Origin of the sequence: Pontimicrobium sp. IMCC45349 (assembly GCF_047219225.1) — a bacterium.
Taxonomy (GTDB): domain Bacteria; phylum Bacteroidota; class Bacteroidia; order Flavobacteriales; family Flavobacteriaceae; genus IMCC45349.
Map to the genome: position 1 here is coordinate 788,621 of NZ_CP178208.1, position 22,912 is coordinate 811,532.

General features: G+C 29.5%; 23 protein-coding genes. 10 read left to right on the forward strand and 13 right to left on the reverse strand.

Annotated features, from left to right (window positions below; all coding sequences use genetic code 11):
* Positions 1-107 precede the first annotated feature (107 nt).
* A complete protein-coding gene (locus ACLII3_RS03715) occupies positions 108-1,199 on the forward strand; it encodes a hypothetical protein (protein WP_412986574.1) in 1,092 nt (363 codons plus the stop codon).
* Positions 1,196-1,849 (forward strand): hypothetical protein, encoded by a 654-nt coding sequence (locus ACLII3_RS03720; protein ID WP_412986576.1) that lies wholly within the window; start codon positions 1,196-1,198, stop codon positions 1,847-1,849. The genes ACLII3_RS03715 and ACLII3_RS03720 overlap by 4 nt, the downstream gene beginning before the upstream one ends.
* 482 nt (positions 1,850-2,331) lie before the next feature.
* Here ACLII3_RS03720 and ACLII3_RS03725 read toward each other — a convergent pair whose 3' ends face one another.
* From ACLII3_RS03725 to ACLII3_RS03780, 12 genes are all read right to left on the reverse strand, one after another.
* Positions 2,332-4,641 (reverse strand): T9SS type A sorting domain-containing protein, encoded by a 2,310-nt coding sequence (locus ACLII3_RS03725; protein ID WP_412986578.1) that lies wholly within the window; start codon positions 4,639-4,641, stop codon positions 2,332-2,334.
* A 94-nt stretch (positions 4,642-4,735) separates the two neighbouring features.
* Positions 4,736-6,370 (reverse strand): tetratricopeptide repeat protein, encoded by a 1,635-nt coding sequence (locus tag ACLII3_RS03730; protein ID WP_412986580.1) that lies wholly within the window; start codon positions 6,368-6,370, stop codon positions 4,736-4,738.
* A gap of 91 nt (positions 6,371-6,461) precedes the next feature.
* Positions 6,462-8,471 carry a T9SS type A sorting domain-containing protein gene (locus tag ACLII3_RS03735; RefSeq protein WP_412986582.1) on the reverse strand — a complete coding sequence of 670 codons (2,010 nt, stop codon included), beginning with the start codon at positions 8,469-8,471 and terminating at the stop codon, positions 6,462-6,464.
* A gap of 303 nt (positions 8,472-8,774) precedes the next feature.
* Complete coding sequence (locus ACLII3_RS03740; protein WP_412986583.1) at positions 8,775-9,311, reverse strand: DUF7010 family protein; 537 nt, start codon at positions 9,309-9,311, stop codon at positions 8,775-8,777.
* Between the two features lie 15 nt (positions 9,312-9,326).
* A complete protein-coding gene (locus ACLII3_RS03745; RefSeq protein ID WP_412986585.1) occupies positions 9,327-10,436 on the reverse strand; it encodes a serine hydrolase domain-containing protein in 1,110 nt (369 codons plus the stop codon).
* Entirely contained in the window at positions 10,417-10,914 is a 498-nt protein-coding gene (locus tag ACLII3_RS03750; protein WP_412986587.1) for a RidA family protein, read from the reverse strand. The genes ACLII3_RS03745 and ACLII3_RS03750 overlap by 20 nt, the downstream gene beginning before the upstream one ends.
* A 4-nt stretch (positions 10,915-10,918) precedes the next feature.
* Positions 10,919-12,352 carry an amidohydrolase family protein gene (locus tag ACLII3_RS03755; RefSeq protein ID WP_412986589.1) on the reverse strand — a complete coding sequence of 478 codons (1,434 nt, stop codon included), beginning with the start codon at positions 12,350-12,352 and terminating at the stop codon, positions 10,919-10,921.
* A gap of 6 nt (positions 12,353-12,358) precedes the next feature.
* A complete protein-coding gene (locus ACLII3_RS03760) occupies positions 12,359-12,949 on the reverse strand; it encodes a pyridoxamine 5'-phosphate oxidase family protein (protein WP_412986591.1) in 591 nt (196 codons plus the stop codon).
* Complete coding sequence (locus ACLII3_RS03765) at positions 12,949-13,401, reverse strand: nucleoside deaminase (protein ID WP_412986593.1); 453 nt, start codon at positions 13,399-13,401, stop codon at positions 12,949-12,951. The genes ACLII3_RS03760 and ACLII3_RS03765 overlap by 1 nt, the downstream gene beginning before the upstream one ends.
* A gap of 240 nt (positions 13,402-13,641) precedes the next feature.
* Positions 13,642-14,616: an alpha/beta fold hydrolase gene (locus ACLII3_RS03770; RefSeq protein WP_412986594.1), complete on the reverse strand. Its 975-nt coding sequence runs from the start codon at positions 14,614-14,616 to the stop codon at positions 13,642-13,644.
* A gap of 53 nt (positions 14,617-14,669) precedes the next feature.
* Positions 14,670-15,077, reverse strand: coding sequence for a nuclear transport factor 2 family protein (locus ACLII3_RS03775; protein WP_412986596.1), 408 nt, complete (start codon positions 15,075-15,077; stop codon positions 14,670-14,672).
* A 62-nt stretch (positions 15,078-15,139) separates the two neighbouring features.
* Positions 15,140-15,700 carry a TetR/AcrR family transcriptional regulator gene (locus ACLII3_RS03780; RefSeq protein WP_412986598.1) on the reverse strand — a complete coding sequence of 187 codons (561 nt, stop codon included), beginning with the start codon at positions 15,698-15,700 and terminating at the stop codon, positions 15,140-15,142.
* Between the two features lie 183 nt (positions 15,701-15,883).
* Here ACLII3_RS03780 and ACLII3_RS03785 point away from each other — a divergent pair, with 183 nt between their 5' ends.
* From ACLII3_RS03785 to ACLII3_RS03820, 8 genes are all read left to right on the forward strand, one after another.
* Positions 15,884-16,219, forward strand: a complete 336-nt coding sequence (locus ACLII3_RS03785; RefSeq protein WP_412986600.1) for an arsenosugar biosynthesis-associated peroxidase-like protein — start codon at positions 15,884-15,886, stop codon at positions 16,217-16,219.
* A gap of 3 nt (positions 16,220-16,222) precedes the next feature.
* Positions 16,223-17,278, forward strand: coding sequence for an arsenosugar biosynthesis radical SAM (seleno)protein ArsS (gene arsS, locus ACLII3_RS03790; protein ID WP_412986601.1), 1,056 nt, complete (start codon positions 16,223-16,225; stop codon positions 17,276-17,278).
* A gap of 2 nt (positions 17,279-17,280) precedes the next feature.
* Positions 17,281-17,772: a rhodanese-like domain-containing protein gene (locus ACLII3_RS03795; protein ID WP_412986603.1), complete on the forward strand. Its 492-nt coding sequence runs from the start codon at positions 17,281-17,283 to the stop codon at positions 17,770-17,772.
* Positions 17,765-18,376, forward strand: a complete 612-nt coding sequence (locus ACLII3_RS03800; protein ID WP_412986605.1) for a TIGR04282 family arsenosugar biosynthesis glycosyltransferase — start codon at positions 17,765-17,767, stop codon at positions 18,374-18,376. The genes ACLII3_RS03795 and ACLII3_RS03800 overlap by 8 nt, the downstream gene beginning before the upstream one ends.
* Positions 18,369-19,181, forward strand: a complete 813-nt coding sequence (locus ACLII3_RS03805) for a purine-nucleoside phosphorylase (protein WP_412986606.1) — start codon at positions 18,369-18,371, stop codon at positions 19,179-19,181. The genes ACLII3_RS03800 and ACLII3_RS03805 overlap by 8 nt, the downstream gene beginning before the upstream one ends.
* Positions 19,182-19,256: 75 nt before the next feature.
* Positions 19,257-20,225: an arsenosugar biosynthesis arsenite methyltransferase ArsM gene (gene arsM / locus ACLII3_RS03810; protein WP_412986607.1), complete on the forward strand. Its 969-nt coding sequence runs from the start codon at positions 19,257-19,259 to the stop codon at positions 20,223-20,225.
* A 55-nt stretch (positions 20,226-20,280) separates the two neighbouring features.
* Positions 20,281-20,985 carry a DUF547 domain-containing protein gene (locus tag ACLII3_RS03815; protein ID WP_412986609.1) on the forward strand — a complete coding sequence of 235 codons (705 nt, stop codon included), beginning with the start codon at positions 20,281-20,283 and terminating at the stop codon, positions 20,983-20,985.
* Positions 20,978-21,658, forward strand: coding sequence for a TIGR04283 family arsenosugar biosynthesis glycosyltransferase (locus tag ACLII3_RS03820; protein ID WP_412986610.1), 681 nt, complete (start codon positions 20,978-20,980; stop codon positions 21,656-21,658). The genes ACLII3_RS03815 and ACLII3_RS03820 overlap by 8 nt, the downstream gene beginning before the upstream one ends.
* On the opposite strand, the gene ACLII3_RS03825 is transcribed toward ACLII3_RS03820, so the two are convergent.
* Positions 21,655-22,908 carry a POTRA domain-containing protein gene (locus tag ACLII3_RS03825; protein WP_412986611.1) on the reverse strand — a complete coding sequence of 418 codons (1,254 nt, stop codon included), beginning with the start codon at positions 22,906-22,908 and terminating at the stop codon, positions 21,655-21,657. The genes ACLII3_RS03820 and ACLII3_RS03825 overlap by 4 nt on opposite strands.
* Positions 22,909-22,912 lie beyond the last annotated feature (4 nt).

Below are 22,912 nucleotides of genomic sequence, written 5' to 3' on the forward strand. Positions count from 1 at the left end.
TTATCTAATGAGTTGGAAAAATATTCTTAAAGCTTATATATTCTATCTAACCTAGGCTATTTTAATATTAAAATATATTTTAGCCATAAAAATATATTAATAGTTCAATGGAAAATTTAACTCCAGTATTTATTGACATAACGAAATGGCATAAAATTCCTTACTCAAGTACTGGTGGAACTAGAGCAAAGAACATATATGTTTTTCCTGAGGATCAAAAAGAGTACTTTTTTAAAGGTTCTAAAAAATTAAAAAATGGAAAATTCAAATACCCCACAGAATTTTGGAGCGAAATTGTTGCTTCTAAAGTAGGTCAAATGCTTGGATTTAATTTACTTGATTATGACATTGGTTTTGATGAAAATGATGAGCAACAAATAGGTTGTTTATCAAAATCAATGGTTGAACATACCGAAAACAAATTATCTGAAGGAGTTGACTTCTTAAGGGGATTTGATTCTAGCTATAATCCAAGAAAAGATGAAACAAGATATACTCTTGAATTTATTAAAAATGCTCTAACCTATTTTGAACTTTCTGAATTTACACCTCATTTCATAGAAATGCTAATATTTGATGCTATCATTGGAAACTCAGATAGACATCAAGAAAATTGGGGTTTCATTTCTAAGTTCAGAGAGACAATTCAAGAAATAGATAAAGAAATTACAAATACTAGGGGGTTTTTCGCAAGAATTGAACCTAAAATCAGAAAATTTATTACTAAAAGTGCATTAAAAAGAAAAGTCTTACAAGAACAGACAAATATAGGACCAAATAAAATACTTTTAAAAACACAGAGTCAAATCGTAGAAACCGTTTTTTCGCCAATATATGATAGTGGTTGTTGTTTAGGACGCGAATTGGAAGATGAAAAAATAAACCTTATGCTAAAAGATTCTCAAATGCTCAACGCTTTTATAAAAAGAGGTCGTTCAGAAGTGAGATGGAATATTGGCAAAAAGCCAAAGCATTTTGATTTCCTCAAAGAAATTTCACGAGAATACCCAGAAATATTTAAAAAAGTTCTTGAAAAAATCGAATCAAATTATAATAAAGAAAATTTAAAGCTATTAATTGATAACATAGATGTAAATTTGCCTTCTACTTTAAAAAAGTTTAGTTTACCAATTAACCGTAAATTATTAATGTATAAATTGGTAACTTTACGTGTAGAAAAATTATTTGAATTGATATGAGTAAAACTGGAAACATATATGTTGTTTGGCGCAAAGGTCAAGGTTCAAGAAGGATTCCAGTTGGCGTTATTAAAAATAACGCTACAGAAGGACTTAGATTCAAATATTTACAAAAAAACCTAATAGAAGCCGCAAAAGAAGGTTTTCTTCCGTTTACTGGTTTCCCAGAAACTAATAAAGAATATAAAGAAAATGTTTTAGATATTTTATCTCAAAGGTTAGTTAAGTCTGAAAGAAATGATTTATCAAGCTATTATGATTTTTGGAAAGTAGATTTAAACAAACGGTTTGACCCTTTCTATATGCTTATTCAAACCCAAGGTCTTCTTCCTATAGATAATTTTGAGTTTTTAGCTGATTTTAATCCAAATAAAGGACTGAATTTCATCTCTGAAATAGCAGGTTTAACTAAAACCAAAGTTCCTTCAGATATGATATCAATAGGAGATGAATTAAATTATAAATTTGATAAAACTAATGAATTTGACAGATACGCTGTTAAACTTTTTAAGGAGGATTTGTTTTTAGGCTATGTCAAGTTAATTCATTCTAAGTTATTCTATAAATCAAAGCGCAAAGTCAATGTAAAAGTTCATCACATTGAAAAGAACGGTGTTCTAAAAAGAGTGTTTATCGATATTTCAATCTAGCGCCCCTAGTTTAATTTAGTTAGTTACAACATATAATATAATATTAACATTATTCACTAACATCTTGAGAGTAATTTCAACTAACCTAAAACCTATAAATTATTAGGTTTTACAACAAAAACCCTCAATAAAAAACTAATTTGGGCGACTATATTTCAATGTAATAATTAAGGCAAAAATTACAATAAACCTCCATAAAAAACGCCATAAAACAACAAGCCTTACAGTCATAACTTCTTAACATGCAATTAGTTATGCGCTTGTAGAAATATACTTACAAATTCAAAATCCAGTTTCTTCGGAAGTGTGGGTTCGATTCCCACCTTGAGTACAAAAGCCTCAATTGAAATTTCAATTAAGGCTTTTTTTTAGTTAGTTAGCTATTATAATTAAGGTAGGTGCCCTATTTTTTATTGCAACTATACTTTAACAAAAAAGCATTGAATACAATTAATATTACTAGAACAAATCCTATCATCATATTATTTTTTGATTACTTTTTTTACATAAAAATTTCCTTCGTTATCCTTTAATCTCATTAGATAAATTCCAGCTTGCAACGAAGACAGGTTAATCTGGTTAACAAATTCAGTTTCAAAAACTCGCTTTCCATTTATATCAAAAATAGTTACTGTATTAAATAAAGTTGAATTACTTATTTTAAAATTAACACTATCATTTGTTGGGTTGGGATAAAAACTAAAATTATTATCTATGATAAAACCTGGATTAGACAATGAACTTATATCTAAAGAGTATTTAACGACTCCAGAATCGTAAGTAGCAATATAAGTATGCATATAGCCAGATTCAAATTGATAATCCATACTTGCTGAACCAACATAAGCTAATATTTCTGAAGCAATTGATTCCCAGTTTTCACCATTATCTATTGAATAAACTATATGAGCTTGAGTCGTGTTTGATGAATAGACAGATGCAACAAGCACATTAGCGTCAGAAGTAGAATAAGCAACTTTTCTTAAATAAGTTCCTTCGTAAACTCGATACCAATTGTTTCCAAAATCTATTGTTTTAAATATACCCTGACTTGTTGTCGCTATTAATTCGCTAGCGTTATTAGGGTTTTGCTCGATATCATAAACAATATCTAAAGCAACATCTAAATACATATCAATACCATTACTTTTTACAGTCCATGTACTACCTTTATCTAAACTTTCATAAACCCTTCCACCTTGTCCAATCAATACATGATTAGAGTCTGTAGGATTAATAAATGTTGTAAAGTGTAATATTTGTGGTTCAGGAGGTGGTAAATTAACTATTGGCAATGTTATATCTACGTACGAGCTATTTTGCGATGTATCAAATAATTTGGTAGTTCCATCATGAAAAGACATCCAAACTTCGTTTGTATTATTCGGATCAGTTTCAACACCTACTATTTGAGTTGTAATATTACTAATTAACAATCCTGTTATGCTTGCTCCATGATTATCTAAAACCAATACATTTGCCATAATCCCTTGACCAAGTCTAAAATAAGATCTCCCAGCCACATATCTATCTGGATAGTAATTTTTTGGTGTAATAGTAAAAGTTCCTAATGGAATTTCTTGATTTATTGTATGTGTTCCAGAAGCTATATCATTATGTACAATACCACTTAAAGCTCCATAATACAAATGTCCATCTCCAGTTGGGTTATAATCTACAAATTCTGAAAAAAAGAATGGATTATCCATCTTAGAAAAACTTACACCACCATTATTTGATCTTAGAGGATATCTATCAACTCCTAACAAAACTTCATTAGCATCAAATGGGTTATAAGAAGCCTTCATTCCATAGATATACAAGTCGTTATCTATATCATACACGTAGTTATCCCAACTTAATCCCCCATCATTAGAAATTGCAACTTCATCACCACCTAGCACAATAATTTCATCTGAATTATTAGGATTAATTTCAATATAATTAACTTGATTTATAGGTCCTGAATTATCCCAAGCAATAGACATAGGACTCCAAGTATTTCCACTATCAATAGACTTATAAACATTAGAATTCCCAGACCAACCTGTACCTAAATATATAATATCAGAATTATTAGGATCAAATTTAAAAGCATTTAATTCTACTCCTGATAATACTTCAGTAAAGTTAATTCCAGTATCAAGTGACACTAATAATCCACCGTCGACATTAGTAGGTCCAGCACCTCTAGAAATAAAAATATTATTTGAATTATTTGGGTGTATTGCTACATCATTTACCGATACTTTATTATTATTAGTATTATCACCAATATAAACAGCGGTCCATGTTGCCCCACCATTAACAGTATAATAAACTATGTAATTAGTATCTTGACCTATTTTGTATGCTTCATTAAGAATTGCAACATTTGGATTAAATTCATAAATATCATAATCTTTAATCCATTCAGTATCAGCAACAGCAGTTACAGGAGCTGGAAATTCTTTAATGACTTCAGCCGTATCGATATCTATTATATACAGTGTATTATTAGATGGTGTGCTTTGAGTTACAAAAAATGATAACCCAGTAGAGCCCATTAAATCTAATTGTTGAATTCTTGCGCCTTCATCTGGAAAGGAAAAAAAGAAATCCCAAGTAACACCATTATCATTTGAAACAACAACATGTGAATTTAAAGTAACTGCAAATACTCTATTTTGAATATTAGGATGATACGTTAAGTCTTCTAACCTCCCAAAATTGTCATCGCCTTCAAGAGTAACTTGAGCCGAAATGTTTATGCAAACTATTAAAGCTGCAATTAAACCAATTAACTTTTTCATTACTATATATTTTAATTTGAATCAAAATTATATATTAATGAAAATGGAGCTTAAATATTACCTAGAAAAAGTGTGACATTCACAAAAATTAACACTAATTGAACACATATAGAAAGTCATGTAAGTCTGAACTGGCCTTAAGTTTCAGCTTTTTTGATACGCGTTCTTTCCTTTTTCGACAAGCTTCATGTGTTATGTTAAAAATTTGAGATATTTCTTTAATGGATAAGTTCATATATACATATGACAAAAACCTAATATCATTTGTATTTAATATTGGAAACTCATGCTTTAATTTATCAATAAAACCATGATTTACTTCTTCAAAATGTTTTACAAAAGAATCCCATTCATCATCAGTTTTAAGTAAATCTTTTAAACTTAAAATATGATTTTTCAATTCTGGATCTCTCCTAACATGATATATCTTTTCTAGATCAGATATGATGCTTGCTATTAACGTATTTTTATTTGACAGATATAAAGCTTTAGCAGATAACTTTCTGTTTTTAGATTCTATTTCATTTTTCAATTTTTCCTGCTGAAACAATGAAATAGCCTCTTTTTCTTTTAGTTGTTTTTCTAAAAGTAGCTTTGTTGTTTTTTCCTTTTCTAATTCAAGGCTAATTAACTCTTGTGCTTTTTCGTGTAATTTCTTTTTTTGTTTACTTTTAACATAACTATTTCTTAAAGCCCAAATAAAAACTATCAAAATAATTATGGAACCTATAAGTAGAATTAAGAATTGTTTCTCTTGATTTTTTATTTCTTCCTGTTGATACTTTAATTCTCTTTGGTAATTTTCTACTTCAAACTTAACTTTTTTACTCTCAAACAACCTTCCATTCTTAATAGCATTAAGTTCTTTTTCTGCATTAAACAAACTATCCTTTACCGAAAGGGCTTCTTCCAATTTTCCTTGTGTAATATAAAGCTCTGCTAACTGTTCGTAAACACTTATTTTATCTTCTATATTTTTATCTTCATTTAGTGCTCTTTTGGCATAAAACACTGCTCTTTCAATATTTCCTTTTTGTTGATAAGCATTAGAAATTATTAAATAATTGGAAATTCTATGTTCAATATATTCTTTTCCTATTAAAAGGGCTTCAAGCTCTAATGACAAGTTAATTGCAGCATCATTTTCTCCAGAAAGCATTAAATTATTTGACAAAATGAGTTTTGCATCTAATAGCATTTTAGAATCATCTTTAAAAATACTAATTGACTCATCTATAAACTTTCTTGCAATACTCGTTTTATTAATTTCATTATGTGCTGCTCCTAAATTAATTGCATAAAGACCTTTTTTTGGAAGCTCTTTATTTTTGCTAGCAATATCATACGCCTTTTGAAAATACTCAATTGCCTTATCAAAATTCTCTTCTTTAGAATACAATATTGCTATATTATTTAGAACACTCATTTCATGTTTAGGCTCTAGATAATCTATGGCTATTTGATATGCTTCTAAGTAATTTGATAACGCTTCGCCATAATCAAGCATTGAGTAATAATTAGCTCCAATATTATTTATTGCTAAAAAAAGATTTTCATAATTGTCATTTTGGGTTGCAATAGATTTTGCCTCTAATAAAAGCCCTAATGATTTTTCATAATCATTTTTTAACATAGCTTCAACACCTTGTTCTACCTTTATTTTTCCAAGATCTTGAGCAAATAAATTTACTTGAATAAGCAGTAATAATATTACAACATGGTTTTTCATAAAAACTTATCGTTAGAATAAATATAACCTTTTTTTAAATAAAAAAAGTGACCCAAAAATAGGCCACCTTCAAACATTATGTATGAAAAACTTACTTTTTAACTATTCGTTTTGAAATTTTACCAAAGTTTGTTTCAACTTGTAATATATATATACCCTCACTTAAACTAGAAACGTCTATTTGGTTTAAACCTGATGATGCTCCTTGTAATTTTCCTAATATATCATAAACCTCAATACTTACAACTTGGCTGCTGCTACTTGTTTTTATATTTACAATATCACTTGCTGGATTAGGATAAATAACTAATTCATTATCAACTAATTCAAAATCATTATTAGAAAGTGTTGTATCTAATGCATTTAATGAAATAAAATACTCATAATTAATTCCAAATAATTCTACAGTTGCTGTCAATGGAATTGGGCCTCCACATCCATCAGTGCCATAATATCCTGGTTGACCTGTTCCTACAGCTGCTGCAGGCAAAAAGTTAACAATTCCTCCTAAACCATCATCTCCTGGCACAAGATACTCTACAACAATATGAGATACTGCATTAGGAACAACAATTGGAGAAGTAAAGTCAAAACTTCTCATTTCTGCTGCAAAATTGACATTTCCTGGATTAACGGCTGTCATTAAAAAATCTTCTGTACCTAAAACTGGTGCTGTTGATGAATCAAATCCTGCTGGAAATGCTCCATCTGCCTCATAAACAGTTACAGTTATATTTTGGTCTTGATCTAATTGAAATATTCCTAAATCAATAGTCATTAATTCAATTGGGCCTGTAATACCAAAATCAGACATTGCAAAATGTCTAGCAATTCTATCATTTGGTCCACACAAAAAAGTTTGGGCTTGACTTAAACTTGTTGTTAAATTATAAGTAATTGTATAATCTGGAGTTGGCGGATCTATAGTTGTATCATAAGCATTTAACGAAATAAAATACTCATAATTAATTCCAAATAAATCTACAGTTGCTGTTAATGGTATTGGGCCTCCACATCCATCAGTTCCATAATACCCTGATTGACCTGTTCCTACAGCTGCTGCAGGTAAAAAGTTAACAATTCCTCCTAAACCATCATCTCCTGGTACAAGATACTCTACAACAATATGTGATACTGTATCTGGAACAACAATAGGCGTAGTAAAATCAAAGCTTCTCATTTCTGCTGCAAAATTGATATTTCCTGGATTAACAGCTGTCATTAAAAAATCCTCTGTACCTAAAACTGGTGCTGTTGATGAATCAAATCCTGCTGGAAATGCTCCATCTGCCTCGTAAATAGTTACTGTTACATTTTGGTCTTGATCTAATTGAAATATTCCTAAATCAATAGTAGCTAATTCAACAGGTCCTGCAATACCAAAATCAGACATTGCAAAATGTCTAGCAATTCTATCATTTGGTCCACACAAAAAAGTTTGAGCTTGACTTAAACTTGTTGTTAAGTTATAAGTAATAGTATAATCAGCTGGTGGTAATGCTGCATCATAAGCATTTAATGATATAAAATACTCTTGATTAGCTCCAAATAAATCTACAGAAGCTGTATATCCTGGTAAACCACCACATCCTAGTGTATATAAATACCCTGTCTCTCCATTACCAACACCTACTGCAGGTTGAAAATTAATTAAATCGTTTGTAACATACTCAACCATTATATGAGTTACACTAGAAGGTATATTTATTGGTGTAGTAAATACAAAATTTCTCATTTCTGCAGTGAAATTTGAATTACCAACATTAATAGCATCTAAAGTAAAATCTTCTGATCCTAATAAACTAGAAGCATCCCAATTAAATCCAGTTGGAAAACTACCATCTACTTCATAAATATTAACTGTAATTGTTTGCTCTTGATCGTTTTGAAAAATTCCTAAATCAATAGATTCAATATCTATTGCTCCTGCAACACCTAAACTGGATAAATCAAAATGTCTTGCCATGTAATTATCAGCACCAAAACATCCATAACCATTTGATAAAGATGTTCCAATGTTATGAGTAATTGTATAATCTTGAGCATTTGTAAAAAGACTCAAAACAAACAATAAGCAAAAATAAGTGTAATGTTTTTTCATAGTTTATGTAATTTATTAATCAACTACGAGCAAATGTAGCCTACGTAATAAAATACACCTCATTTTTACTTAAATGTCACACTTTTTCCTGAAACAAAACAACTAAACTCAAACAACCAAAAGCTAAAACAGCATCAAAACACACGGTTAAGTCACTAAAAAACAATCAATTACAAAAGAAAAAGAACTTAAAATAAATAAAATCAAATCACTCTATCCAAAACCATATGTCCTATTCCAATACATTAAGGAAAGAAAACACATTATGAAATTTGATAATATTAAATCAACTCATATTCTCTTTTAGGCTCTTCTCTTTTTCAAAATAAAAATTGTAATAAGGTAAACTAAAACAATACTAAAAGGAATTGTTACAAATCTGCCTTCAGGAAACAAATACCACAAAAAGACTATTAATACAATTCTAACTATTGCATGAAAAACACCTACCCAATGCTTAATAATCCAAGAAAAAGGCAACCACATAGTTCCAGTTAATATTCCTATAGTTAACGGTAATGAAGTATAGTCTGTTAAAAAAAATGGAATAGCTATAGAATAAATTAACACTGCTTGACCAACAGTAAATAAAAATAAAGCATCAAATTCATTTTTAGGTTTAGTTTTGTCTATAAAATTTTCACCTGTAAAATTTGATATAAAAATTGCCAAATACACAATACAGCCTGTAGTTATAAACAACACCCAAACAGTTATTTTATCAGGAAAAATCAATCCTGATATTCCAACTAATAACCAAGCTATTAATCCCGCGAATGGAGTCGCTAAAAACTTTCTATTTATAAATTCTTTTCTCTGTTCTTCTAGTGTCCTATTCATTACTTTAGGATTAAATTATTGTATTACTTTATATAAGTCTTCTTCAAAAGACTTGTATGTTTCTTCATATCTATTATTACTAAGAATTAATAAATACTCATTAGTTTCAGGCAAGTATATAGCTGATGTTTTATAACCTGACCAACTGCCATTATGATAAACCCATTTACCTTTACTTTTTGTTTGATAAATTGCAAAACCAAAACCATACTTTGGCGAGATTGAATCAACCGAAAACATTTTTTGTTTGCCTCTTTCTGATATTAATAAATTCGTTCTAAGAGCCTGCTTCCATTTTTCTAAATCTATGATTGATGCATAAATACCTCTATCACCTAAAATTCCACTCATCCATTTTACATGCTTGTGGCTTTTATTATTTTCTATTTTTTGATATTTCTTTTTTTGCTTGTTATAAATGAAGCCTTGTGTAGAGTTCTCTGAATTTTCAGGAATATCGTTTAAGTCATATACTTTTGAGTGCATCATGTTTGCCGGAACAAAAATGTTTGATGTTATATAATCTTTATAAGATTGACCACTAATATTTTCAATTATAGAAGCTAAAATAATATACCCAGTATTATTATAATCATACTGGCTACCAGGTGTAAAATTCAAATCAAAATGGTGTTTATTTAGTATTTCTATTAAATCATTATTAGTGGCCATCTTCTTTCTGTTCCAGATTTTTTTATTATATAAAAGTCCCTGAGTCTCAGGCAATCCCGATTGATGACGCAATAAATGCTCTACAGTAATATCTTTATAAGGAAAACCTTCAATAAGCTCATACACTTTAGTATCATATCTAAAGTGTTTTTTTTCTACTAATTGCACAATAGCTAAAGCTGTAAATTGTTTAGAGACAGATGCTAACTCAAAAATGGTAGTATCCTTAAGTGGACTTCGAGAATCTAAATTAGAATAACCGTAATTTCCTGTAAAAACAACCTTATTATCTTTAGAGTAAAGTATATTTCCATTAAACCCTTTTGCTTGATGAATTTGAACAATACTATCTATTTTTTGCGATAGAGTTTGACTTGAAATAGTTATTGCAAAGAAAAAAGCTAAAATATTTATAGTAGCTTTTAGATGCTTATTATAAAATTTTGTCTTCATATTTGTTAATACTTTTAGTAGTGAATGTAGCTGTTAAACCAACACAGAAATTTCGTGGTAAATTTTGAACTCCAAAAATAGCTCTAGTGTGCTTTCCTTTTTCTTCTAATACATTTAAAAACAATTCAGAAGCACCATCTGCTACAATAGGAGAATCATCCCATTGCTCTGAAGATCGATAATAAACATCTATATGATTTAACCCTTCTATGCTATCGAAGCCAACTTTATCTTTTATTTGTGATAAAACATTTAAAGCACACATTTGCATTGCTAAAATTCCATCCTGAGTAGAAATTTCATCTCCTAAAACTCCTTGATAAAAAAATGAATTTTCTAGAATAGGAAATTGAATAGCAACATATGCAATATTATTACGAACATTAACAGAAACATAAGTACCTCCTGGTAAAGTAACACTTGGTAATTCTAAGTTTAAGTATTTCAACCTATCCAATATTCTTTGATTTGCTTTCATAACCCTAGTTTGCTTTAAGTTTCTCTCTATTAATTAATTTCCCATTTATAATTATTGAATGAATCGAATTATAAGCTTCAATTGTATTAAGTGGGTTCTTATTTAAAATGACAAGGTTTGCTACTTTTTTTGATTCGATTGTTCCATATTTTTTATCTAGATTAAATATTGTTGCGTTAGTTATAGTAGCCGCTTTTAAAATATCTTTAAGTGACATTCCAGAAGTATACATTTGCTTCATTTCTAAAAAACCATTGTAACCTGGTGGATTACCGTAAGTAAGAGAGGATGGTGTATCTGTACCAAAAAGAATTATCCCTCCATTTTTATGTAAATAATTTAAAGAAAATTGTCCCTGCTTATTTATCCTATTAAAACTATTTAAGATGACATCTTTTGGTGCATTTCCAAATACATCAAGATATAGTTTATCTTGATTTGCTTTATACCATTGTATAACTGAATTTGGTAATACATACTTTAATTGTTCATCTTCTAAATAATTAATTTCTGCCATAGCCTTTAATCCATTTATAACTTGTAATGTTGGTGTATAGGCTATTTTATTTTCAATTTCTTTATCTAAAACACGAGAAATTTCCTTTGGGATTTTATTATTAATAATAGAATAGCTTCCCCAACGCCACAAACCATGAGTTAATACATCTATCTTGTAATTAGATAAAAACTCATGACTTTCAATAGAATTAGCATGCACTAGAAGCAACATATTATTTAATTCCGTTTCTTTTAGTAAGTCACTCATTATTTTAGGAGTAGGCACAGGCATTCTCTCAACATTAGGGTCAAATCCAGGTTCATAATATGTCTTTACTCCAATTGCTCCAGTTTTCTTAATTCTCTGAACAACAGAATTAACTGTGTGGTCTTTATTATTTTTTTTTAAAGCTATAAAATTGGGCAATGAATCATTCCAATTTGTAAGTCCATAACCTTTATCTATAACTGCTCCTGAACCAACATGATATAAATTCGGTCTAACCTTTTTGCTTTCAAACATCTCCAAACTTTCTAAATTTGGTGTAGACAAGTCTATTAATGTTGTATAGCCAAAGTAAAGGTAACTTTTAGGTAATTGATCTTTAAACTCTTCTACAAGTTTTGGATTATTGATTATATCTTTATCTGTTAACCCATTAACTCCACTAACATGAACATGACTATCTATAAGACCTGGAATGATGTATTTTCCACTAAAATTAAACACTTTAGTATGAGACTTAATACGTGGCTTTTTTTTACTAACTCTTTTTATTTGCTTACCTTCTATTAAAACATAACCTACATACTGACTCTTATTTTCAGGACTTATTATTGTTACCTTTTCAAGTAGTATGCTATTTTTATTACTATCACTTTGTCCAAAAGCAATAGTAAATACAAGAAGATTTATTAAGAATGCTATTATTTTCATCATAAGATATTACTTTCTGTTTTCAAGTTCCTTTTCTAATTCATTAATTCTCTTTTTCAAAGGTTCAATAATTTTCTCAATTTGATCTATCGAATATCTCTGCTTAATATGTTGACGACAGTTAATATCCCATGCAACTATTTTAAATACAATTGCTCTTTCAACTTTAGCATTATAGTCATCTTTCAATAACATAATAGTATTTGTATCTTCTATAACTTTTGCTGTTCCCCAAATTTTAATTCTAGTTTGACTTGGATAATGCATTAAAAAAATAGTCGCTTTACTATTTTCACTTAAATTACCTATTGATATGTACTGTTTGTTTCCTGAAAAATCAACAAATCCTAAATGTTCTTCATCTATTACTTTTAAAAATCCTTTATTTCCTCCACGGTGCTGAATGTAAGGTTGTCCATTTAAGTTTGCAGTGCCTAAATAAAAAGAATCAATCTCAGTTAAAAACTTAGCAAGATCATTTGTTGCTTTTGTATTCCATCCTCTTGTTTTTTCCATTCGAGCATAACTATTTCTAGATTTATAATACTCTTGAAACTTTTTAACTGATGGTGTAAAAACTATATCACTTGGATACTTCATTACTTTAAAATGTTTTTATATGTTCTTGAAAGTTGTATACATTCATTCTCTAAAATTCCTTGAATAATTTTAGGTGGTGATTCCCATTTAGGAATATCCTTTTCCTCAAGGATATTATACTTTGACGTCAATCCGCCTACATAACTAGATTTAGTACCATAAACAACAGTCTTTATTTTGTAGTATCTAATAACATAAGAGCACATTACACAAGGTTCGTGTGTTGTATAAAGGGTAGAGTCGTTTAATGATTGATGATTTATTAATGCATCCTTAATGGCTTCAATTTCTGCATGTCTTGTAACATCGTTTGATAATTTTACAGATTCTTTACCAACACCTATTACAACATCATTTTTTACAAGAATTGATCCTACTGGAGGATTTCCATTTTGTAATGCTTCTTTACCCAATTCAATACATCTGCTCATATATTTAATATGTGCTCTCATAGTTATTATAGCTATTAATCTATTTTTTACTTTATTTTTATTCGTAAACGTCTTTTGTAATTCCATTTAACTCTTTTACTTGCGTTTACTAGTTCTAATTTTCTATAATGGAATAAACTTGTATTAGTTATATGTGTTGTCATTTTCTATAGTTTTATTGTTAAAAAATCTCAGCTCGAGAAGAATTACTTCTTTTTTACACATTATGAAAAACCACTAAAAACTCGAGCTGATAGATTATTATTTAATATTATTTTTCTTTAAAAATTTCAAAATATAATTAGCAATTTCATCACCCTTTTCTTCAAGAGCAAAATGACCTGTATCTAATAAATGAAACTCTAAATTCTTTAAATCTCTTTTGTATGGATATGCTCCATCAGCTGGAAAAATGTAATCGTTTTTTCCCCATACTATTAGAGTTGGCGGTTGGTAATCTCTAAAATATTTTTGCCATTTTGGATATAGAGGCACATTAGTTCTATAGTCATAAAACATTGCTAATTGTATCTCATTATTCTCATCTCTAGTTAAATGCTGTAAATCTATATGCCAATTATCTGGGCTAATTTTAGATACATCTTTCACACCATGAGTATATTGCCATTTTAAGCCATCTGGGGAATGAAAACCTTCTAATGGTTTACCATTCTCTTTTGTATACTCATTCCAGTATTTTTTAATTGGTATCCAAAAATCCTTTAGTCCTTCATCATATGCATTTCCATTTTGAATAATTAAAGACTCAACTCTTTTAGGGTATTTTGAAGCTATTCTAAACCCAATAGGCGCCCCATAATCCATTAAATAAATACTGTATTTATCAATGTTTAATTTCATTAATAAATCTTCAACTATTAAAGACATATTATCAAATGTATACTCAAAATCTTTCATTGATGGTTGCTCACTTCTACCAAAACCTGGATAATCAGGTGCAATAACATGATATTGTACAGACAAGTCTGTTATTAAATTTCGAAACATATGTGATGATGTAGGATAACCGTGCAACAACAATATTGTTGGTTTAGTTTTATCTCCTGCTTCTCTATAAAATATATCTAGATCTTTTATCTTAATAGTATTATAAGATATTGTAGTTGTTGATTTTTGATTCACAACTGGTTCGTCTTCTGTAGTAAAGGAGAATAACACTACAGACATTATAGCTACAAAAGCTATACTTAAAATTGATTTGATTGATGTTTTCATTTTTTCTAATTTTTAAGTGTTTATATTCAATTTATTTATTCTTAATTATAATTTTATAAAATTCTCTCATGTTCCTTAATCTTAATATCATTGGCACTCATATCTCTTACTTGCATTAATCCTTGCTCATTAAATTCCCAATGCTCATTCCCATGTGTTCTGTACCATTCCTTTTTAACTTCATCATACCACTCATAAATAAATCTAACAGATATTCTATTGTCGGTATAACACCATAAGTATTTCTTTAGTTTATAGTGTTTTTCTTTCTCCCATTTTCGAGTTAAAAAAGCTACTATAGCTTCCCTCCCTTTAAAAAATAGATTACGATTTCTCCATTTAGAGTCTATTGAATATGCCATTGAAACTTTTTGAGGGTTTTGACTATTCCATGCATCTTCTGCTAATTGTACTTTCTCTAATGCTGATTCCTTAGTAAAAGGTGGTTTAATTTGCTTCATACCAATACAGACAGGTCTGTCTTTTTTGTTTTAGTTTTTTTAATCTTTATTTTCTATTGTGATTATGCTAAAATTTTAACACAGGCCTTTTTAGCTACTTTTATAGGCCATTCATCCTTTTGAATTTGGGATAGTATTATTGCTCCTTCAAGTAAAATTAAGACTTCATCACCTAGTTCTTTAGCTTCATCTATAGAATATTGGTCTTCATTTATCAATAAATCATGAATCCATTTCCTTACATCATTTTTATGCAAAATAGCTTGTTGCTTAATCTTGTGATGGTCTTCAGGCAAATCAGTAATTATATTTTGCCAACCACATCCTCTAAAGTTAACTTCAGTTAACCATTTAGCAAGAAAATCAAAACAGCCAATAACTTTTCCTTTTGATGTATTTTGAACAGAAACACATTCAGCTAATTGACCCATCCACATAGTATGCCTTTCAATTAAATAAGCTACGGCTATATCCTCTTTAGATCTAAAATGCTGATACATGCTTGCTTTAGCAACATTAGACTCTTTAATAATTTGATTAATCCCTGTTTGATTAAATCCTTGATTATAAAATAAATCTGATGCTGTTTCTATAATACGTTCTCTTACTCCTAATTTTTTCATGCAACAAATATAAAACCATTTTTAATAAAACAGACAAGTCTGTATTTTTTTAACAAATAATTAACAAAATTCAACTTATTGATTCATAGTTTTCAATTATATATTTTTCTCTATATAACTGTAAACTTTTTGTATTTTACCGTACTAATGAAAGTGTAATATCATAAACTTAAAATAAAACATATGTCTAAAACATATTATGACCCTTCAGACTTAAGAAAATTTGGAAAGATAACTGAATGGAGTGAAGAATTAGGTGAGAAATTCTTTGATTATTATGGCAAAGTATTTGAAGAAGGTGCATTATCAGCAAGAGAAAAAGCATTAATTGCGTTAGCTGTTGCTCATACTGAGCAATGTCCTTATTGTATTGATGCGTATACTAAAGACACTTTACAACGTGGTATTACAAAAGAAGAAATGATGGAAGCCATTCATGTAGGAGCAGCAATTAAAAGTGGTGCAACTTTAGTTCATGGTGTCCAAATGATGAATAAAGTTAATAAATTGGAAATGTAATTAATGGCAACAAAGTCACTTAAAAAAAGAGAAAGCGAATTAGCTAACAGCAACAAGCAATTAGAAATTTTATCCAATGGTATTTTCCAAGATGGAGAATTACCAACATTTGCAAAAAAAATTGCTGAAACAAATCAGTTTCCTCTAAAGCCAAAAACACTCGAAATCTTACAGATAAATGTAGGGTATATGTGTAATCAAGTTTGCGAACATTGTCATGTTGATGCTGGCCCAGACAGAAAAGAAATAATGACTAAAGAGACTATGCAAATGTGCTTGGATGTTATTAAAAAAACTGGAGCTCACACGCTTGACTTAACTGGAGGTGCACCTGAAATGAATCCAAACTTTAGATGGTTTGTAGAAGAAGCATCAAAAATTGGAATTAAGGACTTTATTGTACGTTCAAATCTTACCATTATCAGAGCCAACAAAAAGTATTATGATTTACCAGAGTTTTTCAAAAAACATAATATACATGTTGTTTCATCAATGCCACATTGGACAAGAGGTAAAACCGACAAACAACGTGGAGAAGGTGTATTTAATCAATCTATTGAAGCTTTACAACAACTAAACAAGGTAGGTTATGGAATGCCAAATAGTAGTTTAAAACTAGATTTAGTCTACAACCCCTCTGGCGCATTTTTACCTGGTGACCAAATGAGTTTAGAAAAAGACTTTAAAAAAGCTTTATTAGAAGATTTTAATATAGAATTTCATAATTTATTCGCTATTACCAATTTACCAATAAGTAGATTTTTAGACTACTTAATCGCATCAGACAATTACGAAGACTATATGTACGCCTTAGTTGACGCATACAATCCTACAGCAGTAGCAAATGTTATGTGTACAAACACCTTATCTGTAAGTTGGGATGGTTGGTTATATGATTGTGATTTTAACCAAATGCTAGGTTTAAAAGTAGCAAGCAAATCAAAGCACATAAGTGAATATAATAAAGAACTATTAGAAAACAGGAATATCATTATTTCTCAACATTGTTATGGTTGTACTGCTGGAGCTGGTAGTAGTTGTCAAGGTACAGTAGCTTAAAAATGAAAAAACTTTTATTAAATACAGTCTTCTTTTTTTCTTGTTTTATGGGCTTTAGTCAAGAAACATTAACCGAATTATTGGATACCTATAACACACATACAATTCCTTATATTTCGGTTGAAGAATTATCAAAGTTAAAAACCGAAACCATAATTCTTGACGCTAGAGAGCGTATTGAATTTAACACAAGTCATATTGAAAATGCACAATTTATTGGCTATGACACTTTTAAAATCAAAGATGTTGATATCAAAGATAAAAATGCTCAAATTGTTGTGTATTGCTCACTTGGAATTAGGTCTGAAGTAATCGCTAAAAAACTTAAAAAAGCCGGCTTCAATAATGTTCTAAATTTATATGGAGGCATTTTTGAATGGAAAAATAAAGGATTAAAAGTTGTTGACTTAAACAATAACACTACTGAAAAAGTACATGTATTTTCAAAAGAATGGAGCAAATGGTTAATTAAAGGAGAAAAAGTGCATGAGTAAAAACCTTATTATTGTTTTTACTAGAAACCCAGAACTTGGTAAAGTAAAAACACGTTTAGCTAAAACTATTGGAAATAATGACGCTTTAAACATCTATAAATTCTTATTAGAACACACCCAAAACACTATTAGAAATATTGATTGTGATAAAGCCATCTATTACTCAGTTAAAGTGAGATTTAAAGACATTTGGGATGAAACTATATATCATAAATTCCAGCAACAGGGTAAAGATTTAGGTTATAGAATGCTAAATGCTTTTCAAGAGTCTTTTAATAATCATTACGACAAAGTCGTTATTATTGGTAGTGATTTATTCGATTTGAAATCAAAACATATTGTCCAAGCTTTTAATCAACTTGACAATAATGATGTGGTACTTGGTCCTGCAGAAGATGGTGGTTATTACTTATTAGGAATGAAAAAATTACATCCTCAAGTTTTTAAAAACAAACATTGGGGAACCGAAACGGTCTTTGAGCAAACAATGCAAGATTTACAAAATCTTGACGTACATTTATTAGAAGAATTAAACGATATAGATACTTTTGAAGATCTAAAAAATTATAATGAATTAAAAAACATAATATCATACAATGGTTAAATTTTTAAACGAAACCGTAGAATATTTACAAGATAAAGGATTTGAAACCCCAGAAGTTGGTATCATCCTTGGAACAGGATTAGGGCAACTTATAAATGAAATAGATATTTTAAAAGAAGTAAGTTATAACCACATACCAAGCTTCCCTACAGCTACAGTAGAATTTCATAAAGGAAAACTTATATACGGTTTACTTGAAGGAAAAAAAGTAGTAGTAATGCAAGGTCGCTTTCATTTATACGAAGGCTATACTTTTCAAGACATTACTTATCCAGTTAGAGTTATGGAAAAATTAGGTATTAAAACACTTTTAGTTTCTAATGCTTCTGGCGCAATTAACTTAAATTTTAAAAAAGGTGAATTAATGCTAATTGATGACCATATTAATTTGCAAGGTGGTTCTCCTCTAGCCTTTAAAGGTGTTGAAAAACTTGGAGAACGCTTTGTAGACATGAGTGCTCCTTATAACACAAACATTAATAAGAAGTTTGAAGAAATTGCTACTGCTAATAATATAACACTACACAAAGGTGTATATGCTAGTGTTGTAGGACCTCAACTTGAAACAAGAGCTGAATACCGAATGTTAAGAACCATTGGTGCAGATGCAGTAGGTATGAGTACAGTTCCAGAAATTATTGTAGCTAATCAACTAAAATTAAAAGCAGCTGCTGTGTCAGTTTTAACAGATGAATGCGACCCAGATAATCTAAAACCTGTAAATATTGCTGAAATTATAGAAATGGCTGCAAAAGCAGAACCTGATATGATTACGCTATTTAAAGGGCTAATAAAAACCATCTAATTGTGTAATATTGGTTACACTCAATAGATTATGGATAGGTTACATTTACAATAATAAATTTATTTAAAAATAATTATGAGCTATTTAGAAACTACTCACGACGTATATAAAGAAGCAGCATTAACTCCAGATGTTGGTTTGTGCTGTACAACAAATCCTATTTGGGAATTACCTGGATTAAAAATCCCTAAAATAATGCAAGAAATGAACTATGGATGTGGTTCTACAGTACATGCTCGCGATTTAACTAACAATCCAAAAATGCTATATGTTGGAGTTGGTGGTGGTATGGAGTTATTACAATTCTCATATTTCAACCGTCAAAAAGGTGGTGTAATAGGTGTTGATGTTGTTGATGAAATGCTAGAAGCCTCTCGTAAAAACTTTAAGGAAGCCGAAGCTCAAAATGACTGGTTTAAATCTGAATTTGTTGATTTAAAAAAAGGAGATGCATTACATCTTCCTGTTGAAGACAACAGTATTGATGTTGCTGCACAAAATTGCTTATTCAATATTTTTAAAGCGGAAGAATTACAAAAAGCTATTGCAGAAATGTATCGTGTATTAAAACCTCATGGTCGTTTAGTAATGAGTGATCCTACTTGTGAACAACCAATGAATGACACACTTCGTAATGATGAACGTTTACGTGCTTTATGCTTAAGTGGAAGTTTACCTATTGCCGAATATGTAAAAGCACTTACAGATGCTGGATTTGGAACCATTGAAATTAGAGCAAGAAAACCTTATCGTATTTTAGACCCTAAAAACTATCCTACAGATGAATTGATCTATATCGAATCTATTGAAGTAGCAGCAATTAAAGATCCAATGCCAGCAGATGGCCCTTGTATTTTTACTGGAAAAGCAGCTATTTATTTTGGTGATGACGATTATTTTGATGATAAAGCTGGACATGTTTTATTAAAAAATCAGCCTTTAGCTATTTGCGATAAAACTGCAGGACAATTAGCATCGCTAAACAGAGATGATATTTTTATTAGCGAATCTACTTATCATTATGATGGTGGAGGTTGTTGTTAAAAATCAGTAAGTTTTCAACTTTTTTCTCGTCAAAACAACAAGAAAAAAATATACTATGAAAAATTACATTCTTATTTTAATAATTGCTCTTTTTAGCACTACAAATGGATTTGCAAACAGCAATAATCATGACACTTGGAATAACCTATTAAATAAATATGTTTCTAGTCAAGGTAATGTTGATTACAAAGGATTTAAAACAGATACCAGTACATTAAACACCTATTTGGAATACCTATCCAATAACAAACCAAGCAACTCAGATTCTAGAGAAGTAAAACTTGCCTATTGGATAAACGCTTATAATGCTTTTACTGTTAAACTAATTATCGATAATTATCCAGTAAACAGTATAAAAGACTTAGGAAAACCTTGGGATAAAAAATTTATTAATATTGGAGGAGAAACTTTATCATTAAATAATATTGAACATAATATTTTACGTAAAATGGACGAACCAAGAATTCATTTTGCTATTGTTTGCGCTTCTGTTTCATGTCCTAAATTGATTAATAGTGCTTTTACAGCAAAAAAACTAGAGGAACAATTAACTATTGCTACTCAAGAATTTTTAGCAGACACTTCAAAAAATATTATTAAAGAAAAGAACATTAAAATATCTAAAATTTTTAAGTGGTTTGAAAATGACTTTAAAACAGATGGTTCTGTGATTGATTTTATAAATCAATATTCAAAAACAACTATCGCTAAAAAAGCTAAAACTTCTTATACTGAATACAACTGGAATCTTAATGAATAATATTTCTATTATTATTCCTGTTTTAAATGAAGAAGCAACTATAACCAAGTTGCTTCTTCATCTTAAAACACATGCCATAACCAAATCTGTTATTGAAGTTATAATTGTAGATGGTGGCAGTACAGATCATACCATAAAACTTGCTAAAAAAGGTGGAGCTACTGTTTTAAGTACTACTAAAGGACGTGCTAAACAAATGAATCATGGGGTAAAATATGCTAAAGGAGACATCCTTTATTTTTTACATGCCGATAGCTTACCTCCATTAGGATTTGACGAATCAATACTTAATCAAACCAAAAAAGCAGGTTGTTTTAAAATGAAATTTAATAGCAACCATTGGTGGTTAAAGCTTGCAGGTTGGTTAACTCAATTTAACTGGAGAGCATCCAGAGGTGGAGATCAAAGTCTATTTGTTTCTAAAGATATATTTAACCAATTAGGTGGTTATGATGAAGCCTTTACTATTTATGAAGATATTGACTTTATAAACAAACTCTATAAAATCAACGAATTTACTGTTATAAAAAGATGGATAACTACTTCTGCAAGACGTTATAATAAAAATGGTATTTGGAAACTACAAAGACACTTTTGGACTATTTATGTAAAAAAATGGTTTGGTGCTTCTGCTAAAGATTTACATCAGTATTACATAAAACACATACATTAAAAATACTGCCCAATTCCAAATACTAATCCACTCGTAGTATCTGGAGTTACACCTACACCATAATCAATTCTAAAAATAGCATTGTATATTTTTTTATGAATAAATCTTAACCCAACTCCTGGATATACTTTAATATTATCGCTATCTAGTAAATCTTTTATTTCTCCTCCAGGATTTCGCCATGTCCCAGCATCAATAAAAGCATTTCCTTGTAATACAAACCAATCCTTTTCATATAGTGTGTGTCTATACTCACTATTTAAAACCATAGAAGCTGTGCCTCTATCTATAGTATTACCAACACCTCTTATGTTTACATTATTATCTACCGAAAAAGGTGCAAAAGGTGTATTGTCGTTTGTAGAAACACCTATTCGTAATCTATTTGCCCAATTCCCTTTATCCTTAATACGCTTGAAATAGAAAAAATCATTCCAACCTATAACAAAATCTGGAAGTGATTTATTTCTGGAAGTCACATATTGCACATTAAGCATACTTTTAAATCCTGACACAAATTGATAATGATACTTTAAATTATCATAACTATAAATTCCTTTATAAAGTAACTTATGAACTCTTATTGATTCAGATACATCAGGGCTTGTGGCTCCTGAGGTATATTTATAATCTTCGGTAAAATAATTTACTCCTAATTCAATCTTATTATGAAAGTTTAATTCGTAAAGACCTAAGATTTCAAACGATTCATTGTTGTATTTGTAATTTGCAGTTGTATTATCAAAAAAAACAGGTTCTTCAGTAGTTAAATCTTGATAATTAATTGCCAAACCAAACTGTCTATTAAATAAATTAGGTGCTCTAAAGTTTATGGCGTACGAACTATAAATATCCTTTTGGTAAAAACCTCCAAAAGCAATGTTTTTCCCTAAAGCATTAAACTCATACAAGCCTAACCTATAAGCAAACTCATTGTCATTAGTAGTATAAATATTTACAGTAGGTATTAATGTAAAATTCTCTTCAATGTTATAAAAAACATTGTATGAATTATCATGAGAATAAAATACTTGATAATATGCATGCGAAACCGAAGGTAATCGCTTTAATCTTTGGATATCGTTCTCAATTACTGTTGAATCAAGAGCAACACCTGCTTTAATTTTAGAAATTTTCTTAATAAAACTAGTTTTTAGCTTGGTGTTACCTTGAATCCTTAAATCTGCAACCTGTTGACTAAAACTAAAACAACTAACAAATAAAAATATGGTTAATAACAATCGAAGCATAACT

Bases quoted from the DNA above. Each gene is read 5' to 3' on its own strand.
- arsM (WP_412986607.1), top strand. From the start codon at position 19,257: ATGAGCTATTTAGAAACTACTCACGACGTATATAAAGAAGCAGCATTA.
- ACLII3_RS03715 (WP_412986574.1), top strand. From the start codon at position 108: ATGGAAAATTTAACTCCAGTATTTATTGACATAACGAAATGGCATAAA.
- ACLII3_RS03750 (WP_412986587.1), bottom strand. From the start codon at position 10,914: ATGAAAGCAAATCAAAGAATATTGGATAGGTTGAAATACTTAAACTTA.
- ACLII3_RS03740 (WP_412986583.1), bottom strand. From the start codon at position 9,311: ATGAATAGGACACTAGAAGAACAGAGAAAAGAATTTATAAATAGAAAG.
- ACLII3_RS03785 (WP_412986600.1), top strand. From the start codon at position 15,884: ATGTCTAAAACATATTATGACCCTTCAGACTTAAGAAAATTTGGAAAG.
- arsS (WP_412986601.1), top strand. From the start codon at position 16,223: ATGGCAACAAAGTCACTTAAAAAAAGAGAAAGCGAATTAGCTAACAGC.
- ACLII3_RS03725 (WP_412986578.1), bottom strand. From the start codon at position 4,641: ATGAAAAAGTTAATTGGTTTAATTGCAGCTTTAATAGTTTGCATAAAC.
- ACLII3_RS03820 (WP_412986610.1), top strand. From the start codon at position 20,978: ATGAATAATATTTCTATTATTATTCCTGTTTTAAATGAAGAAGCAACT.
- ACLII3_RS03805 (WP_412986606.1), top strand. From the start codon at position 18,369: ATGGTTAAATTTTTAAACGAAACCGTAGAATATTTACAAGATAAAGGA.
- ACLII3_RS03770 (WP_412986594.1), bottom strand. From the start codon at position 14,616: ATGAAAACATCAATCAAATCAATTTTAAGTATAGCTTTTGTAGCTATA.
- ACLII3_RS03745 (WP_412986585.1), bottom strand. From the start codon at position 10,436: ATGAAGACAAAATTTTATAATAAGCATCTAAAAGCTACTATAAATATT.
- ACLII3_RS03815 (WP_412986609.1), top strand. From the start codon at position 20,281: ATGAAAAATTACATTCTTATTTTAATAATTGCTCTTTTTAGCACTACA.
- ACLII3_RS03775 (WP_412986596.1), bottom strand. From the start codon at position 15,077: ATGAAGCAAATTAAACCACCTTTTACTAAGGAATCAGCATTAGAGAAA.
- ACLII3_RS03825 (WP_412986611.1), bottom strand. From the start codon at position 22,908: ATGCTTCGATTGTTATTAACCATATTTTTATTTGTTAGTTGTTTTAGT.
- ACLII3_RS03735 (WP_412986582.1), bottom strand. From the start codon at position 8,471: ATGAAAAAACATTACACTTATTTTTGCTTATTGTTTGTTTTGAGTCTT.
- ACLII3_RS03780 (WP_412986598.1), bottom strand. From the start codon at position 15,700: ATGAAAAAATTAGGAGTAAGAGAACGTATTATAGAAACAGCATCAGAT.
- ACLII3_RS03760 (WP_412986591.1), bottom strand. From the start codon at position 12,949: ATGAAGTATCCAAGTGATATAGTTTTTACACCATCAGTTAAAAAGTTT.
- ACLII3_RS03765 (WP_412986593.1), bottom strand. From the start codon at position 13,401: ATGAGAGCACATATTAAATATATGAGCAGATGTATTGAATTGGGTAAA.
- ACLII3_RS03795 (WP_412986603.1), top strand. From the start codon at position 17,281: ATGAAAAAACTTTTATTAAATACAGTCTTCTTTTTTTCTTGTTTTATG.
- ACLII3_RS03730 (WP_412986580.1), bottom strand. From the start codon at position 6,370: ATGAAAAACCATGTTGTAATATTATTACTGCTTATTCAAGTAAATTTA.
- ACLII3_RS03800 (WP_412986605.1), top strand. From the start codon at position 17,765: ATGAGTAAAAACCTTATTATTGTTTTTACTAGAAACCCAGAACTTGGT.
- ACLII3_RS03755 (WP_412986589.1), bottom strand. From the start codon at position 12,352: ATGATGAAAATAATAGCATTCTTAATAAATCTTCTTGTATTTACTATT.
- ACLII3_RS03720 (WP_412986576.1), top strand. From the start codon at position 1,196: ATGAGTAAAACTGGAAACATATATGTTGTTTGGCGCAAAGGTCAAGGT.